The sequence below is a fragment of the Alteromonas sp. 5E99-2 genome (genome assembly GCF_017368475.1).
In the GTDB taxonomy this organism is placed as follows: Bacteria; Pseudomonadota; Gammaproteobacteria; order Enterobacterales; family Alteromonadaceae; genus Alteromonas_F.
In genome coordinates this window covers 252,410-269,762 of sequence record NZ_JAFNJE010000003.1, presented here as the reverse complement: position 1 = coordinate 269,762, position 17,353 = coordinate 252,410, and the positions used below count along the sequence as shown (strand labels likewise).

14 protein-coding genes are annotated in these 17,353 nt (G+C 39.6%); 12 read left to right on the top strand and 2 right to left on the bottom strand.

Annotated features, from left to right (window positions below; genetic code table 11):
* Positions 1-17 precede the first annotated feature (17 nt).
* The 4 genes from J3L16_RS05030 to J3L16_RS05015 all read left to right on the top strand — a co-directional run bounded on the left by J3L16_RS05030 (position 18) and on the right by J3L16_RS05015 (position 2,918).
* The gene (locus J3L16_RS05030; protein ID WP_207611801.1) at positions 18-980 is read left to right on the top strand and encodes a carbon-nitrogen hydrolase family protein; all 963 of its coding nucleotides are present in this window, start codon (positions 18-20) and stop codon (positions 978-980) included.
* 2 nt (positions 981-982) lie between these two features.
* The gene (gene upp / locus J3L16_RS05025; protein WP_207611800.1) at positions 983-1,612 is read left to right on the top strand and encodes a uracil phosphoribosyltransferase; all 630 of its coding nucleotides are present in this window, start codon (positions 983-985) and stop codon (positions 1,610-1,612) included.
* Between the two features lie 192 nt (positions 1,613-1,804).
* On the top strand, positions 1,805-2,173 hold the full coding sequence (locus tag J3L16_RS05020) for a VOC family protein (protein ID WP_207611799.1): 369 nt from the start codon (positions 1,805-1,807) through the stop codon (positions 2,171-2,173).
* Positions 2,174-2,402: 229 nt separating this feature from the next.
* On the top strand, positions 2,403-2,918 hold the full coding sequence (locus J3L16_RS05015; RefSeq protein ID WP_207611798.1) for a hypothetical protein: 516 nt from the start codon (positions 2,403-2,405) through the stop codon (positions 2,916-2,918).
* 210 nt (positions 2,919-3,128) lie between these two features.
* Here the strand turns inward: J3L16_RS05015 and J3L16_RS05010 are convergent, their stop codons facing one another.
* Both J3L16_RS05010 and J3L16_RS05005 read right to left on the bottom strand, forming a co-directional pair.
* Positions 3,129-5,543: a TonB-dependent receptor gene (locus J3L16_RS05010; protein WP_207611797.1), complete on the bottom strand. Its 2,415-nt coding sequence runs from the start codon at positions 5,541-5,543 to the stop codon at positions 3,129-3,131.
* A gap of 156 nt (positions 5,544-5,699) precedes the next feature.
* Complete coding sequence (locus tag J3L16_RS05005; protein WP_207611796.1) at positions 5,700-9,710, bottom strand: rhombosortase-dependent M36 family metallopeptidase; 4,011 nt, start codon at positions 9,708-9,710, stop codon at positions 5,700-5,702.
* A gap of 178 nt (positions 9,711-9,888) precedes the next feature.
* Here J3L16_RS05005 and J3L16_RS05000 point away from each other — a divergent pair, with 178 nt between their 5' ends.
* The 8 genes from J3L16_RS05000 to J3L16_RS04965 all read left to right on the top strand — a co-directional run bounded on the left by J3L16_RS05000 (position 9,889) and on the right by J3L16_RS04965 (position 17,340).
* Complete coding sequence (locus tag J3L16_RS05000) at positions 9,889-10,404, top strand: hypothetical protein (protein WP_207611795.1); 516 nt, start codon at positions 9,889-9,891, stop codon at positions 10,402-10,404.
* Positions 10,405-10,499: 95 nt separating this feature from the next.
* Positions 10,500-11,330: a 23S rRNA (adenine(2030)-N(6))-methyltransferase RlmJ gene (gene rlmJ, locus J3L16_RS04995; protein ID WP_207611794.1), complete on the top strand. Its 831-nt coding sequence runs from the start codon at positions 10,500-10,502 to the stop codon at positions 11,328-11,330.
* 14 nt (positions 11,331-11,344) lie between these two features.
* On the top strand, positions 11,345-12,211 hold the full coding sequence (locus tag J3L16_RS04990; RefSeq protein ID WP_207611793.1) for an acyl-CoA thioesterase II: 867 nt from the start codon (positions 11,345-11,347) through the stop codon (positions 12,209-12,211).
* Positions 12,212-12,528: 317 nt separating this feature from the next.
* Positions 12,529-12,987 (top strand): GAF domain-containing protein, encoded by a 459-nt coding sequence (locus J3L16_RS04985; RefSeq protein WP_207611792.1) that lies wholly within the window; start codon positions 12,529-12,531, stop codon positions 12,985-12,987.
* Positions 12,984-13,292, top strand: coding sequence for a hypothetical protein (locus J3L16_RS04980; RefSeq protein WP_207611791.1), 309 nt, complete (start codon positions 12,984-12,986; stop codon positions 13,290-13,292). The genes J3L16_RS04985 and J3L16_RS04980 overlap by 4 nt, the downstream gene beginning before the upstream one ends.
* Positions 13,293-13,928 carry an RNA chaperone ProQ gene (gene proQ, locus J3L16_RS04975; protein ID WP_207611790.1) on the top strand — a complete coding sequence of 212 codons (636 nt, stop codon included), beginning with the start codon at positions 13,293-13,295 and terminating at the stop codon, positions 13,926-13,928.
* 3 nt (positions 13,929-13,931) lie between these two features.
* The gene (gene prc / locus J3L16_RS04970) at positions 13,932-15,968 is read left to right on the top strand and encodes a carboxy terminal-processing peptidase (RefSeq protein ID WP_207611789.1); all 2,037 of its coding nucleotides are present in this window, start codon (positions 13,932-13,934) and stop codon (positions 15,966-15,968) included.
* 37 nt (positions 15,969-16,005) lie between these two features.
* Complete coding sequence (locus J3L16_RS04965; RefSeq protein ID WP_207611788.1) at positions 16,006-17,340, top strand: sodium-dependent transporter; 1,335 nt, start codon at positions 16,006-16,008, stop codon at positions 17,338-17,340.
* Positions 17,341-17,353: the final 13 nt, after the last annotated feature.

Here is a 17,353-nt window from a genome sequence, read left to right as displayed (position 1 = left end):
TAGAGAAGAACTTCATAATGACAACACTCAAAGTCGCTTTAGGCCAAATTGCCCCAGTTTGGTTAAATCGAGAAAAAACCATAGATAAAATTTTAGATGCTGCTAATACAGCAGTGTCTAAGCATGCTGACCTTATTACTTTCGGGGAAGGGTTGTTGCCTGGTTACCCTTTTTGGATAGAAAGAACTAACGGCGCTAAGTTTAACTCTTCGGTTCAAAAATCGCTGCATAGCTTATATGTTCAACAAGCCGTTAATATTGAAAATGGCGATTTAGATCGCATTTGTAATTTTGCCAAAAGTAAACAAATTGCCTTTGTACTTGGCTTAATTGAAAAACCGGATGATCGCGGTGGTCACAGTGTGTATTGCTCTGTGGTGTATATTGATAAAAGTGGAATAATCCAATCAGTACATAGAAAGCTTCAACCTACTTATGAAGAGCGGTTAACTTGGTCTCCAGGTGATGGTCATGGGCTAAGAACTCATAAATTGGGTGATTTTACCCTCGGTGCGTTAAATTGTTGGGAAAACTGGATGCCATTAGTGCGATCTGCCATGTATGCGCAAGGAGAGAACCTGCGCGTTGCAGTATGGCCGGGTGGAGAGCAAAACACACTGGATATAACCCGTTTTATTGCAAAAGAAGGGCGAAGTTACGTTATGTCTGTGTCAGGTCTTATGAGACCCGGTGATTTTCCAAAAGAGACACCTCATTTAGATTTAATATTGGACTCCACCAATGGTAACCAAGAGTTTCTCGCAAACGGTGCTTCGTGTATTGCTGCACCTGATGGTACTTGGCTAATTGAGCCGCAAGTGGGTGTCGAGGGGGTATTTACAGCGGAAATAGCACTTTCAAACGTATTTGAAGAAAGACAAAACTTTGATCCCGTAGGGCATTACTCTCGCCCAGACGTAACGCAATTAACCGTAAATAGAAAAAGACAATCAACAATCAACATAAACGACGAGCAATAACAATGTCAGTACATGAAATAAAGCACCCTCTGGTAAAGCACAAACTTGGGTTAATGCGTATGGCAGGCGTAAGTAGCAAAGACTTCCGAGAATTAGCCAGTGAAGTAGGTAACTTACTTACCTACGAAGCAACACGAGATTTGGTGACTGAAACAGTCAGTGTTGACGGATGGACTGGCGGTCCGATAAATATCGAAAAGATCAAAGGTAAAAAAATTACTGTTGTACCTATTTTGCGTGCCGGTCTTGGCATGATGGATGGTGTGTTAAGACTTATTCCAAATGCAAAAATTAGTGTGGTAGGCCTATACCGAGATGAAGAAACACTGCAACCCGTGGCGTATTTTGACAAAGTTGTAAAAGATGTAGAGCAAAGAACTGCGTTAATTGTCGATCCTATGTTGGCTACTGGTGGAACCCTTATCGCCACAATTGATTTACTTAAATCAAAAGGCTGCAAAAATATTCTAGGTTTATTTTTGGTTGCAGCTCCAGAAGGAATTAAAGCCGTTCAAGATGCACACCCTGATGTTCATATTTATACCGCTTCAGTTGATGATAGACTGAACGATAAAGGTTATATTTTACCGGGTCTAGGAGACGCGGGTGATAAAATTTTTGGCACGCGTTAACGTTCCCACTTTACGTTATAGGCGGTTATCTAAGACCGCCTTTTAATCATATTTTTCTTTTTCTATACGACGACTGTTACGAAAACCAGTAATTAATTTAAAATTAAAATTGACTATCTATTGATAGGTATGTAGTCTTTACCTCGTTGTTTAAATTAAGTGTTATTTTTTAATTAAAAAGAGGAACAGAAAATGATTGGATATACTACGATTGGCTCAAAAGACTTACCTAAAGCAGTGGCTTTCTACGATGAGCTTTTGAAATTAGTAGACGCAAAACGTCAAATGGAACTAGATCGTATTAAGTTTTATGGCTCAGATGCTGGCGGCGCAATGTTAGCAGTATGTACACCCGCTGATGAAGGTGAGCAAAGTACTGGTAATGGTCAAATGGTTGCTATTCCCGGTGGTTCACCTGAAGGCGCAGACGCTTTGTATAAAAAAGCGATTGAACTGGGCGCAACCTGTGCTGGTGAACCAGGACAACGCTTCGACTTTTTCTACGGTGGTTATGTTTACGACCTAGATGGCAACAAGCTTTGCTTCTTCCATATGAGCTAAGCGAAATCCAAACTAGCTGTTTGGGCGATTAAAAAAAGAGGTCTAATTTAGACCTCTTTTTTATTTTCTAATTCCTGTTATTTGGAGAAAGATAGAAAATTCGAAACTTAATGTTAAATAAAAGTGAACTTAATGTGTGTATTTGTTGTATTAATATTTATAAAGAGTACGTGCTATTAAAAAAATCTGAGTAAGTTAACCACAATCACGCGAAAGCTTTGGAGTTAGTATGAAACGTTTGTTTTATTTTACGAAAAGTTTTGAAGATGCTGAAGCAATATCAAATGAAGTACATGATTTAGGCATTGATGATCATCATTTTTATGTTGTGTCCAGAAACGAGAAGGAAATTAAAACCCATAAATTACATGGTTCGAAAAGTCTTGAGAATACTCAAATTATAGCGACACAAAAACGCGCTAATATTTCCGCAGTTGTTCTTACCCTCATACCTATGGTGTTTATAGCCTTAACCACAAAATTTCATTTACAACAGCCCTTGGTTTATTTGGTAATAGCCTTGTTGATTTTTGTCGGCGCTCGGGTAGTAACTGGGCTGGCGTGTGCTTCCTTTGATGATTATTTTAGAGGCGTTTTTGACGATCACTTAGAACGAGGCGAAATTTTAATAGTGATTGATGTTGAACGTAGCCAATCAAAAATAATTGAGGATCAATTGAACAAACATCCCGCAGCTAGCTTTATCGCTGAAGGGTCCAATGTGGGCTCTCCAATACCGACTTAATGAATGGCTTAATGTTGGCGAAGTATTTCCATTAACTCGATGTAATAATGCTTCGCCAGTTTGAAACACTCAACGACATACTTTTCTTACAGCTAAGCTTTAGCTGATTTTAGCGAAGCAAAATAGTATATTTGGAATATTTTTCTAAATTAGAACAATAAGCATAAACAAAAAGAGGTCGTTAACTGACCTCTTTTTGTTAAGCACTAGTTAAAACGAGTAGTCGATACCAACGCCAAAAGTACGGGGTGGTAATATGTTAAAGGTAACGCCGTTTGAGTTTAATGATAATTGACCTGACACTTGGTCTATTGAGCTCACATCACTCAGAGTAACCACTTCTTCATCAAGTAAATTAGTCACATAACCGTATACAGTAAAGTTGTCGAGCTCATAGCCAAAACGTACATTCACATTCACATATGAATCAACTTCTTCGGTAACACTGCTCGCTACATCTTCTGATGCACCAGCATCAATTGCTAATTGAAATAAATCACTGTTATCAATATTGTCAAAAAAGCTAAACCTAGATCCTGAATAAAATACGGATACATTGGCAAATAGACCATCTTGGTTGGCCCAATTTACGCCTATAGAACCACTTACTTCAGGGGAATTCGCGAGCGAATTTCCTGCAAGATTAGTGAATTCGCCTTCACTTGCAAAAGGGAAGTCATCAAATTCGGCTTGCAGTAAACCCAAGCTTGCATACACATCCCACGATTGATTAATAAAGTACTCTAGGGATAACTCGGCGCCGTAAATGCTCGATTCTGCAGCATTGATTATCAAATCATCATTGGGGTTTTGTAAATCTTCGCCTGGCGTTGCAACTTGCTGATCTTTATACAGGCTGTAAAAAACATTCGCATTAAAGGTTACGTCACCATCTGCAAAAACTGATCGACTACCTATTTCGACTGTGTTTAAGAATTCAGGGTCATAAGAAAATACCGTTTGGATCGTCCCTGTACCATCGGGGCTAGCTGTTAGCGTTAAGTCAGTACCACCAGCACGATAGCCTCGCTGCGCTGAAGCAAACACTGAGTGGTCTTCATTGATATTATACGTCAAGGTTGCTTTAGGTAGCCAAGCATTAAACGAAACAGTTTGTGTTAAGTCATCCTCTTGAATTGCACCTAAAAAGTTGTCTACGAGTATCGAGCAGGGCAGTGATACAGATTCGATAGGGGCTCCAACTAGTTGGCCGGGCACAGTTGCCGTGCAGTCTTCTGGAGTAATCAACCGAGCTACGTTGTTAGCACCACTATTTGCGAAACTCTCGTCGTCATAACGAACGCCCAAATCAAGGGTTAAGTCTTTTGTTAAATCAACGCGAACTTGGGCGAAAAATGCACGATTAATTGTACTTGTACTGTTGTCACTGGTGTTTATTAACGCCGCTGTTTCTGGCGATACACTGCCGAAACCTCTGGTAACTATTGCTACTTGTTGGGCTAGCGACACTTCATTAAAAATATTCTCTTCTGTGTCACCATCGAAGTAGTAACCCCCTACAACACCTGAAAAATTACCGTAATCAAAGGTAAGTCGTAATTCCGCTGTGCTAACATCTTCATTGAATTCGTTATTAGCGAAAAGTCCAATTTCTGTGAAAATTTCGGGATCTCGTGAACCGAATGGCCTTTCAACTTGAGTATCTTCATTTGTAAAAGTCGTTTTAATTGACCAATGATCAGATATGTCATAATACGTATCTAATATAATTCGTGTGGTCTTTACACGGTTTCTAGGAAAGGTTCCAGAGTCGACCAGATCAAACGGCTCGAAAGCTTCAAATTCTTCGCTCCCTACGTTGGCTAAAGTCGCTACACTAAAGTTTCCGTTTCCTACCGAAATATTGTTGTGATCTACTGTTAATTTAATACTTAGATCATCAATAGCTTTTGGCTCAAAAAGTAATTTAGCACGGAGCAACAAGCGATTTTCAAAATCAATATTTCTATCGAAAAATTCTGTTTCGACAAAACCGTCGGTTTTTTGATAATCGGCAGCTACTCTAAAAGCAAGTTGGTCATCAATAATTGCATTGCCATAGGCACCCGCTATTTGGTATGTGCTATTTTCTGCGGCAGTTATTCTCACTTTACCGTCTTGTTCATAAGTAGGGTCTGCAGTAGTTACTACAATAGCCCCTGAGAGTGCGTTACGCCCTTGAATACTAGATTGCGAGCCACGTAATACTTCAATTTGTTGTGTATCCCACAAAGACGTAACACCGCGTCCCAAAGCAACACCTGATAAAGGCGAACCGTCAACATAAACGTTTGATGTTACACCTTGACCAGAACCTGTAGACCCGGTCCTACCAATTCCACGGATAGTGATATTAGATGAGTTCCCTGTACCCGCAACGTTCGGAATTCGAATTAATAAATCATTGATATCGACAATACGCTCAGCGTCTAAACGAGCTTCGCTGAATAACTCTATTGAAGCGTCTACTTCTTGCAGCGTTAATTCTTGCTTAGTGCCTTGGATGATAATACGTTCGACGTCTTTCTCAGTGTTCTTAAGGGGGGATTGTTCTTGAGCTGATAAGGTAAATGAACTACATGCTGCAACGACTACTGCTATGTTATTGAGCCTAAATTTACGCATTCGATTGACTAAACCTATAAAATTAAAAATAAAAGATAATGCGATTAGTTTACATTAAGGTTTGTCTTATTGGAAACTTAGTCAAATTTTTAATAAAAAAAAGCCAGTCAGATTGTCTGACTGGCACTTACTTTGCGTTTATGTAAATGGTTAAAGTTACTTAAACCTGCGACGAATAAAAGCTACAGGAAGTAATAACATAGTTAACCAGCCCATAGCTCCGCCACCGCTAGACGACGATGGAGTTTCAGTGGGAGTAGGGGTTACATTTGCAACATTGACTATTGCTGTTGCACTGACAGTGTCCGTACCATCATTCACACTAACAGCAAACTCTAACGTTTCATCGCTACTGATAGTCGGTGAATTGAATGTGACTGTTTCAGTGTCCGCACCTACCAGATTAACACTTGTACCTGCTGTTTGTGTCCAGCTATAGGTTAACGCATCACCATTTCTGTCGGTTGCGGCTACCGATAACGCACCAGAATTACCTTCAGTTATGGACAATTCAGAGCTTATATCTAACTTAGGAAGAGAATTATCACAACTTTCAAGAGGAATTGAATCTCCAGCAACAATTTCAGAAAATAGCGGAGTTGCAATATTATTGAACGTCACGTTATCAATAAACCATCCAAGATCGCTGGATCCAGAGTCAGTACCGATACGGAATCTGAATTGAACTAAGCTACCGTTGAGCGTATCGCCAAAGCTTATGGCTTCTTGGTTACCCGCAACGGAAAAGTCTGGGGAGATATTTCGTCCGGTAAATACAGCGCGATTACTGAGTGCTTGATCTTCGATTTCGCCAAACTCTGCGTTATACCCAACATCAAAAACACCACCAACAGCAGTAACGTCAACCCACTCTGTACCATTAATACTGATTTCGACAACACCACCATCAAATCCGTCTTCTAGTAAGTAAGAATGCCAGAATTCGATTGAGAAATCACCGGCAAAACCAACTTCTACAGGTCTAGTTTCAAAGGCAACATCGGAAACAAAGGTATTGTTGTTCAAGAACATGGTTTGAGCACCAAGGTCGACACCTGGGTTTGTTGAACTGAAAAACGACGTATTACCTGTATCAGTCCCTAATGTGCCTGCTGCGATAGAGCCACCCACAATTACATTCTCAGAAAAGTCTTCAAATAGTGCTGCGGTTTCCATATCACTTACTGAAGTGCCGTTTACAGGTGCAACTAAATCAAAGTCTAAGTTCACTAGGGTAGTAAACGAAAGAGGCAAGGCTTGAATTGTTTCATCACCCGCTGTAATTTCTGGGAATTGCACTTCAATTTCTAATGTATCGGCAGTGCCAGCACCCAACATAGTGATTTCTATGTCACTAACACTTGTTGAGGTAAACGCAGAAACTGATTCAAACTCAACAAGTCCATCATTTGCGAAGCTGACTTCGTGATCACTTAATACTACAAGTTGGCCTGTAATGTTTTCTAATGCTTCGCTACCATTATTGTTAATGGTAACCGTCAAGGTACCGGTTTCACCGTTATCTAGTACGCCATCAGCAGTACAGAAGCCGGTCGTAACTCCATCAAAATCAGCATTAAGCTCTACCGAGGCACCTGTAAATGATGCAAGTTGTGTTAAATTAGATTCAACTACACCCGTTAGGTCGGGGTCGTCTCTATCTGGTGATACAGCTCCTAAACCCATACCTCTGCGCGCGAATACCGCAATAGATTGGTCGAAATCTTCCGGGTTTGTTGCTAATACGGAAGCTAAAATAGCATCTCTGGCTTCCGTGTAAGTCGGAGAGATAGGCGTCATTTTGTAGCCTTCGATTATGTATCTAGACATTCTATCTCGGCCTTCATCAAATCCGTGAGTATTTACTAGAGATACATACATATCCCATAAAGTCACAGCCCACACTTCACCTGCTCCATGAGGAGACGCATTCGTTGTTTCAGTTAACCCTTCTGGTACCGCGCCAGTTGTTATATCTTCAAACGACAACGGATTGATGTCTAAATTTGTTGAGTAAGGCGCTCTTCGTATACCGGTGAAAAAGTCTGCTACGAAAGAGCCTACAGCGTAACCAGTTTGCAATTGGTCATTACCAGCTAGTTGAAGATCTTCCTCGCTTGTTACAAATAGTAACGCGTGAACATCTGCCCAACCTTCTCCCATAGCCCGCCCTTGGAAGTTGGTTAAACCACTTGCGTTACCGATTAATCGGTTTTGAATATAGTGGCCAAACTCATGAGCAATAATCGCATTGTCAAAGGTTGAGTCTCGTAATGGGAAATTACTGAACATTTCAACTTCAATAGTGCCGTCAGAATCTATTTCATTGTATATGATATGACCTTCTTCAAAGTTCAGTCCCATACTTGGAATAGTAACCGCGTCATCTTCTCCACCCATAGGGGCAGGTGTACCGTCATCGACATTGTTAACAACCAGTGCTGCAACTGCTCCTGCTTGTTGGGCGTTAAATACTTTTACTGTAAAGTTACAGCCTCCGCGATCGATGATTGCAATTTTGCCAACTAAATCAGCTGCATTAGTAGGCGCTTCACATCCATCAGTCACTGAACCCAATGCGTCATCGCCATCAATAAGTCTTACGACTTCACCTACGATATCAGAGTATTGTAAGGCACCAAAACTTGCTAGTTGGCTGGATTCCAATAAACCGACTTCAGCTGGTAATGTTACTGTCGTTCCCCAATCGGTACCCACAACTGCGTCTTTATCATTCCATAAAAACTGTTGCATTCTTGGACTTCCACCATCGGCTGGTGTTGCCATATTAGCGTTGTTTAAGCCAGAGGAGTCTTGCGCTTCTAAAAGTAGTGGATCTCCGCCTAATCCCCCTCTATCAAAGTTAGATAGCTGGGCATTACCAGATGCTTCATCAAAGCCGTAGTCGTAGTAGTAATCATGTAAGAAGTTGCTCATGTAAAACAAGTTTACAATTGCTGCTTTTCTATTGTCGAAGCTGTTAGCTCGTTGTTCAGTGTTAATACTGTAGTCGAAGGTGTTTGGCGCCGTTGTTTCTGCAGTAATATCACCAGTAGTAAAGCCTTGAGGGGCTATGACATCGGCATAGGCAAAGGCATTGTTTCCCGATGTGGTTGTTGCATCAGCATCTAACCAGGGATCTTGGGTGCTCAAAGTAGAGTAAAAAGGCAATGTAATTAAAGGCGCATCAAGAATTTCCGAAGGATCATTACCAGGCTGAAGCTGTGGTATAACGTCACCGTTCGGACCTTGAATTGGGTAACCGTCTTCGTGAGCATAAGCCCTATATGTGAAATCGTTATGAGCAACTAAATCATGTTTAAATAGAATTTTGCCTGTTATCGCGTTTATCACATACGAATAGAATGTACTGTCTACACTATTTTCATCCGCAATAGATACTTCAACATAGTAGGCGGCGACTAAGCCATTATCATCGTCAAAGTAGACCTTTTTAGCTCTGGGCTTAGTATCGAAAACCATGCTTGCAACCGATGCACTAGCGTCGAAGACATCGTAGCCATTTGCAGCATCACTGGGGGTTAACTGAACATTTACTTGTCCGTTAGACATGTCAGATACTGCAGTACTAATTGCAGTAGATGCTTGACCAAAGTTAAAGTCAGGCGCAATTTGCCCCTGAGGTAATAAGTTTTGTGAAAAGAAGCCTGAACCCGCCACTAAGCTGTATTCCGCATCTAACATTACGTTGTATTCACGATTAAATACTTCTACGCCTGCTATTTCTTGATGATATTTAGCAATTCGACTGCCTTTACCTAGGTCGTGCATGTACATCAATTTTGCCGTTACAGCATTCCCTTTGGCAGGACTAACTCCGGTAAGTTCGTTTAAATAGAAGTCGGCAGCAACTTGCATTTTTGATTCTTCTGCAACGCCTGAAAGGGACGGCTTAGCCATTCCTTCTGGTGCCCAAGCAAACGTTGTTTTGCCGAGTTTACTGTCGAAATGACTTTTCATTCCCGATGCAGTCTGCTTATCAGCCATGGCTTTTTGAAAGTGAACATCGTAACTACTTGAAGAAGATGTCTTAGTGATAGCTCCAGCATTATTATTTATATAGTTTGTTGGTGCTGCGTTGGCGCCTATACTGGCAAGCGAGAATGCAATTGCTGTCGATAAAAGAGTTGGTTTTGGATTAAACATCATGTTTCCTTTGAATTAGAATATTTATGAGAACCATTTACTGACTATTATTATTATCTTGAGTCGATGTAATACACGTGAAGTTCTTCGATTCTCTACCTTAGATAAAACAAATTTGACTGTTTCCGCAAGAGATCGGTTAATATTAGAAATAGCGATTCAACGCCATATTTGGTAAGTGTGTAAAGAAATGATTCCATTTAATGAGTTAAAAACCATCCATTGTTTTATGTTGGCAATTGGAATAATAAGTACTTTTTCAGCTTGTCATTCAGATGATTCCTTGATTGAAAAAAGTAATCTTAATGAAGAAAGAATTGATCAAGAAAATCCTCCTCCATCAATTAAATCCTTGCCTGTAGCACCGGTGACGTTTTTAGTAGGAGGCGAAAAATTCATAAGTTATTCATCGCCTTTAGTGAAGGGGAGCAGAGTTATAAATACACTTAATCAAGCAGAAGCCTATGCCACTGGAAATATAATTTTCACACAAAAAAATAATTTACAAAATTCTTTTAAAACAGAACGTTATAACGTAACAAAGGTGGGCGACAACCTATTTTCTTTGTCTGTTGAGGCGGGTTCGAATCTATTTGAAACCTATAAAAAGTTACTTGATAGTGACGAACTAGAATACGTAGAAATAGAAGTTAAATATAAGGGACTGAATCAAGATCAAGTCCCACAAAGCTAATTGCAAATCACGGCTAACCCGTAAACATTTGCACTGAGTGTTATCAGTCGATAGAGTTTGCGCGAAATTAAAACCAGTTTAAGGCAGAATTCTGTTTGTTAAGTTATCAGCACCGCTATCATGTTGGCAATCACGGAGACGTGTTAAAACATTTATCATGGGTATCGGTTATCCAATACTTAAATGAAAAAGATAAACCTTATGCATTGATCGACAGCCATGCCGGTGAAGGGGTGTATTCTCACGAGTTAGATGAAGCTCATGAAAGTAATCAGGGCGTAGACTTACTTAACTCAGTTAATGCATCCTCAGGTGATGTGTCTACCTATCTATCCATTTTAAATAAATTCAAAAATAATAATCAGTTGCCTGGTTCTCCCGCAGTAGCAGCAGAGCTTATGCGCGAATACGATGAAATGCATTGTATTGAACTTCACCCTCAGGCAAATCAGCTACTAAAGCAGTTTGTTAAATCATCGAACATGCGTATTTCTTGTCATAAAAGAGATGCCTTTGAAGGTTTAAAAGCGTTAGTTCCACCGAAGTTAAAACGAGGCGCGGTGCTTATTGATCCACCCTATGAGCAATTACAAGAATACCAATTGGTTAAGGAAACTATTACAGAAGTCACCAAGCGCTGGCCTAATGGTCAATTACTTGTGTGGATTCCTCTTTTAGGTCGACGCTCTCCTCAGAAAGGCAAAGCCGCAGAGGCACTTATTCATTCTTTACAACAGCTTAAAACAGAAAAGTGTGATGTTGTGACGTGTAAATTGTCGACCAAGGAAAAAACAGCACAAGAAGGAATGTATGGTTCTGCATTGATTGCAATTAATGCAAGCTGGAAGTTTAAAGAGTCTATGTCTAAATCGTTGTCTTGTGCGTCAGACATTATGGGGCCTTTATATACTTGGTCTGTAGAATAAATAAGGATTTACAAATGAGCCAAGGCAAAGATATTACACTGACGAACTTGTTTAGTTTACAGAAATTGGAAGGTCCGCTTTTTCAAGGTCAAAGTTGGAATTTGGGGTTTAGAGCATTGTTTGGTGGCCAAGTGCTTGGCCAGGCACTAACTGCTGCAATTCAAACTGTTGATAAGCTAAGGCATTGTCATTCATTTCATAGTTATTTTTTATTGCCTGGAGACGTATCAAAACCCGTTGTATATGATGTAGAAAACATAAGAGACGGCAACAGTTTTTCGGTCCGTCGAATAAAAGCAATTCAAAACGAGCGTACTATTTTCTATATGACGGCGTCATTTCAAATAGAAGAAAATGGACTTGAGCATCAGCATGCGGTTCCACCTTCAGACATTCCTTTGCCTGACACTTTAGAGCCCGATATAAAAAAATACGAAGATAATTTGCATGCTATTCCGAAAAGCTTAAGAGATGCGATTGATTATCACAGGCCGATTGATATTCGGACTATTCCTGATGAACAGTTTCATGTTGATAAGCTGACTCCGCGAAGGGGCATGTGGTTAAAAGCAAATGAAGTGTTCAATAGTTCGGTGGCGTTAAACCAAGCAGCATTGGCTTATGCGTCTGATTACCACCTGTTAACAACATCATTAAAACCACATAATGTAAATCCAGCTGATAAATCCTTGTCCCTCGCTTCAATCGACCATGCTATGTGGTTCCATCAACCTTTTCATTTTGATGAATGGCTTTTGTATACAAGTGAAAGTACCTTTAGTGGAAGAGGCCGAGGGTTTATCAAAGGGCAATTCTTTAACCAAAAAGGAATTTTGGTGGCAACGACCACTCAAGAGGGACTAATTAGAGTTAAAAAATAAAAAATGCCCAGAACCTAAAAGGCTCTGGGCTTAGGGGAATGGCTCATCTCTGAGCCGTGCGCTAACTTTTACCAATGAGAAGTGATACTTACTATCTGAATTATATACTAGCTCAAAATTGAAGATAAAATAAACAAAATATTATTTTATTTTAATTTTTAACTTTTTGCTAATGTGTCATGATGATAAATCACGTGTAAAAAGAGATTAACTTGTTTTCCAAACAACCAATTTGGTAACGAAACGGGCTTTTTTTGATTTTTTATTATTTTTAATATCATATATAAATAACTCTCGTAAAAACTGAATATATATAAATGCAAAACAAAACGAATTACTCGCTTTTAATTAAGCAAGCAGAAATACTATTAGAAACTGAAACAGACCAGATAGCGAATATGGCAAATATAAGTGCCTTGCTGTTCAATAATCTTGAGAACATCAATTGGGCAGGGTTTTATTTGTATAAGGAAGAACAGCTTATATTGGGCCCTTTTCAAGGACAGCCTGCTTGTGTCCGAATCCCTATGGGGAAAGGTGTTTGTGGTGTTGCTGCTGCAGAACGAACCGTACAGCGGATAAAAGACGTGCACGAATTTGACGGTCATATTGCGTGTGATGCACAGTCAAATTCAGAAATAGTCATTCCACTTGTTAAAAATGATAAGTTAATTGGTGTTTTGGATATTGATAGTCCAATTCACGACCGATTTGATGAAGAAGATCAAGTTGCCCTAGAAGCGATCGCTCTTATTGTAGTGAATAGTCTTCAATGAACTTTTTGATTGATGTACACACTGTTTTATCCACACCAGAAGATTTAGACGATTGGCATGACGACCCTTCTTTGGCGTCTGAACAAATGAATATGATGCTGCATAAAGTGGCAGATACGTGCGCAAATGACGAATCAAGCTCAAGATTTGACCAGCTAAGTCAGGCAATTTGGGAATATTGGTACAAAGATCGCTCATTAAGTGAAATAGATGACGCGGATTTGCTTGATTGGGTTGACCAGCAGCTATCATCTTGGGATGATTTAGATACCAATGATATTACATCCGACAATGTGCGGGATTAAATGGACACAACTGACAAATTTTCATCAAGTAAGGAAGTAATAAACTTTCTTGCCGAAACGTTCCCTAACTGCTTTTCAGTTAAAGGTAACGCAAAACCCTTAAAAATTGGCATTTTTCAAGATATTGTCGAGCAAATTAAGGACGACCAGCGTTTAAGTAAAACACTGTTGCGTTCTTCGCTTAGGCATTACACGAATAGTTGGCGCTACTTACACTGTGTTAAAGAAGGTGTATGTCGTGTTGATCTTAATGGTGTAGATGGCGATAAAATCGAAAAAGAACACGCTGATCATGCTGCGGAACAGCTTAAACAAAGTAAAGAAAAAGCAGCTGAGAAACGCAAAGAGCAAGGGAGTAAGCTGGGGAGCAAAGAAAATGCACCTCGTAAAAAACGTGCTTCTGTTCCTGCAAAGGGAACTAAACCCATAGAAAAACGTACTAAAAAGCCTACTCCTGTAAAATTAGAATCAAGCGATTTAAAAGCTGGAACACTTGTTACGGTTAAGCTTGGAAAGATTCCAATGAATGCAGTCATAACTGAAATAGCAAAAGATGGCGTTCATGTGCAGCTCGATAGCGGTATGATCATGAAAGTTGACTCAAGTAATTTGAGGTTAGCACCATCTAAGAGGTAATTTATGAATAAATTTCTTTGTAAGACATTAACGAGTGCGATTGTATCAGCGTCGTTCCTTTCTCACGCAGGTCCTTCTACTGAAGAATCTCATGTACTGCCAGTTTTAGCGCAAGAGTCACAACACGCCGCTGCTGCAAAAAGGGTATCAGCTCTTTTTACCCGTTCTCATTACAAAGAAATTACGCTTAATGATGCCTTGTCGGAAAAAATATACGACAAATATATTAAAGCCTTAGACAGTGGTAAAAATTTATTTTTGAAAGATGAAATTACTGCTTTTGAAAAATACAGATCTAAATTTGATGATGCATTAACAAAAGGTGATCTTTCTGTCGCCTACGATATGTTTAATTTAAGTCAGCTACAACGCGTTGAACGTTATGAATACGCTCTTTCGTTGTTAGATAAAGGCTTCGACTTTACAAAAGAAGGCGATGTATTCTTATTTGACAGAGACGATGCTGACTGGCCATCAACAGCTGCTGAGCGAGATGAATTATGGCGTCAAAGAATTAAATATGACGCGTTAAATTTATCGCTTGCCGATAAAACGGCAGAAGAAGTTAAAGACTTATTATCAAAACGCTATGAAAGAGCCATCAAGCGTATCAAGCAAACTAAAAGCGAAGATGTTTTTCAAACTGTGATGAATGCATTTGCTAGAAGCATCGAAGCACATACAAGTTACTTATCGCCTAGAAATGCCGAACGCTTCCAAATGGAGATGAATCTTGAATTTGAAGGTATTGGCGCCGTTCTACAAATTGAAGATGATTATACTGTTATTCGCAGTATTGTTCCCGGTGGTCCTGCTGATAAATCAGAAAAGCTAAAACCCGAAGATAAAATTATCGGCGTCGCTCAGGACGATGAAGAATTTGTTGATGTAGTTGGTTGGCGTCTTGATGAAGTTGTCGAACTTATAAAAGGGCCAAAAGGCAGCTCGGTAAGGTTACAAGTTCAAAAAGGCAGCTCATCGTCAAAAACCATTGCTATTGTGAGCATGCAAAGAGACAAGATTAAACTTGAAGATAGAGCCGCTAAATCTGAAGTTTATGTGCCGGATACAGGACCTTACAAAGGTGAAAAAGTAGGGGTGATCACTATCCCTAGTTTTTACAATAATTTGCATCAAGACGTTAATAAAGAACTGGTATCTCTTAAAGCAGAAAATGTTAAAGGCATTATTGTTGATTTAAGAGGTAATGGTGGTGGTTCTTTAAGTGAAGCAACATTACTAACAGGACTGTTTATCGATCAAGGCCCAGTGGTTCAAATTCGCTATACAAATCGAGTTAGCGTGAATAGAGATACTGACGGTGTTGTCCAATATGATGGTCCGTTAACAGTACTAGTGGATCGTTACAGTGCGTCCGCATCAGAAATTTTTGCAGCAGCTTTACAAGATTACGACCGGGCATTAATTGTTGGTGAACAAACCTTTGGTAAAGGAACGGTTCAACACCATAGAGGATTGGGTCGTATTTACGATCTTTATGAAAACCCTTTAGGTAGTGTTCAATTTACCATTGCAAAGTTTTACAGAATTAATGGTGGTAGCACTCAGCATAAAGGTGTCGTACCAGATATTTTATTACCTTCACCAATCGAACCAGCAGATTGGGGAGAAAGCCAGCAAGATAATGCATTACCTTGGGATAAGATTGATAGAGCAAATTACACAACCTTCCAAGATTCGTCTTCTGCCTTAGATGTGATAACCGCCAAGCATAATGCAAGGACGTTGAAGAACCCTGAATTTGGCTATCTTTTTGAGGATATTGAGCGCTATAACAAAGAGAAAGACGATAAAACGATTTCCTTGGTTAAATCTGTTCGCATTAAAGAAAAGAACGAAAACGAAGAAAAGGCGCTAGCAAGAGCAAACGAAAGGCTGGCGAGAATGGGAATGGAAAAAGTGGATAATTTGGACGACTTACCAGACGAGCTGAGTGAGTTAGACCCATTTCTAGACGAAGCTGCGAATATTACATTTGATTTAGTCGAAACAGGTAAGTACGCATTTAGCAGAGGCTAAATGCTAACTATATAATAATAAAAAAAGGGTTTAGGGTATGGCTGCAAGAGGTGAATTTTCGTCTCGGCTAGGGTTTATTTTAGCTGCTGCCGGATCTGCTGTTGGATTAGGCAATATTTGGGGGTTTCCCACCCAAGTTGCTGGTAATGGCGGTGCGGCATTTGTTTTAGTTTATTTAATACTCGCTTTTGTATTGGCATACCCTGTGCTAATGGCTGAGCTTCTAATTGGCCGCTCAGCGCGATCAAATATGGTAGAAGCCCTTGGTGGTCTGAGTAAAAAACCTTGGCCTAGTCTTTTTGGCTTAGCAGGTATTATTACTGTTTCACTCATCCTTTCTTTCTATGCCATTGTTGGCGGCTGGATGTTCTCTTTCTTTGCCGACTCAACCCTAAAGCTTGTACAAATTGACAGTGCAAGTGAGTGGATTACCTCTTTTAGCACCACAAGAAACTTAGTATTTTGCGGTATTTTTATGCTTTTAACTGGCTATATTGTTATTGGTGGCGTTAAAGCAGGTATTGAAAAATGGTCAGTACGATTGATGCCAACATTAATATTGCTGATTATTGGTTTAATTGTTTATGTCAGCACCTTACCTGGTGCTATTGAAGGATGGAAAGCCTATTTAGTTCCTGACTTTAAACAAATATTGAACCCTGATTTATTGATTAGCGCCATGGGGCAGGCGTTCTTTTCTATGTCTCTTGGTGTTGGTACTATGTTGATCTATGGGTCATATATGTCCAAAAGTGAAAACCTTCCTTCTATAGGCGCTGCAGTTGCTTTAGTGGATATTGGCATTGCAGTGCTTGCAGGAATGTTAATTATTCCTGCTATGTACGTTGCGCTTGCCAGTGGTGTAGAAATATTTTCTGAATCGGGCGCACTTATCGCTGGAGATAAGTTAATTTTCACCGTGTTGCCTGATTTGTTTAGTCGAATTGAGGGCGCAGGATTATTTGTATCTTGCATTTTCTTTGCTCTGATGACCATAGCGGCATTAACCTCATCAATTTCTATGTTAGAAGTACCAGTGGCTTATCTAGTTGAAAACAAAAAGATTAGCCGAAAGATTGCTGTTATTATCGTTACGATGATTATTTTTTCTTTAAGCACCATAATAATTTTTAATTTTGGTGCGCTTTTTGGTTTGGTTATTACTGTTACTACAGAATACAGCCAACCACTTCTTGGTTTGTTTTTATGCTTATTTACAGGTTGGTTATGGCATAGGAATGAAATCTTAAAGGAACTGAAGTTAGGGTTTGAAAATGCAGAACATTCGTTGTTTTGGAAAATTTGGCCTGTTTATGTCAAATTTATCTGCCCTTTAATTATCGCATTTATGTTTTTACGTTCCATTTTCTAGTGAATTAATTATT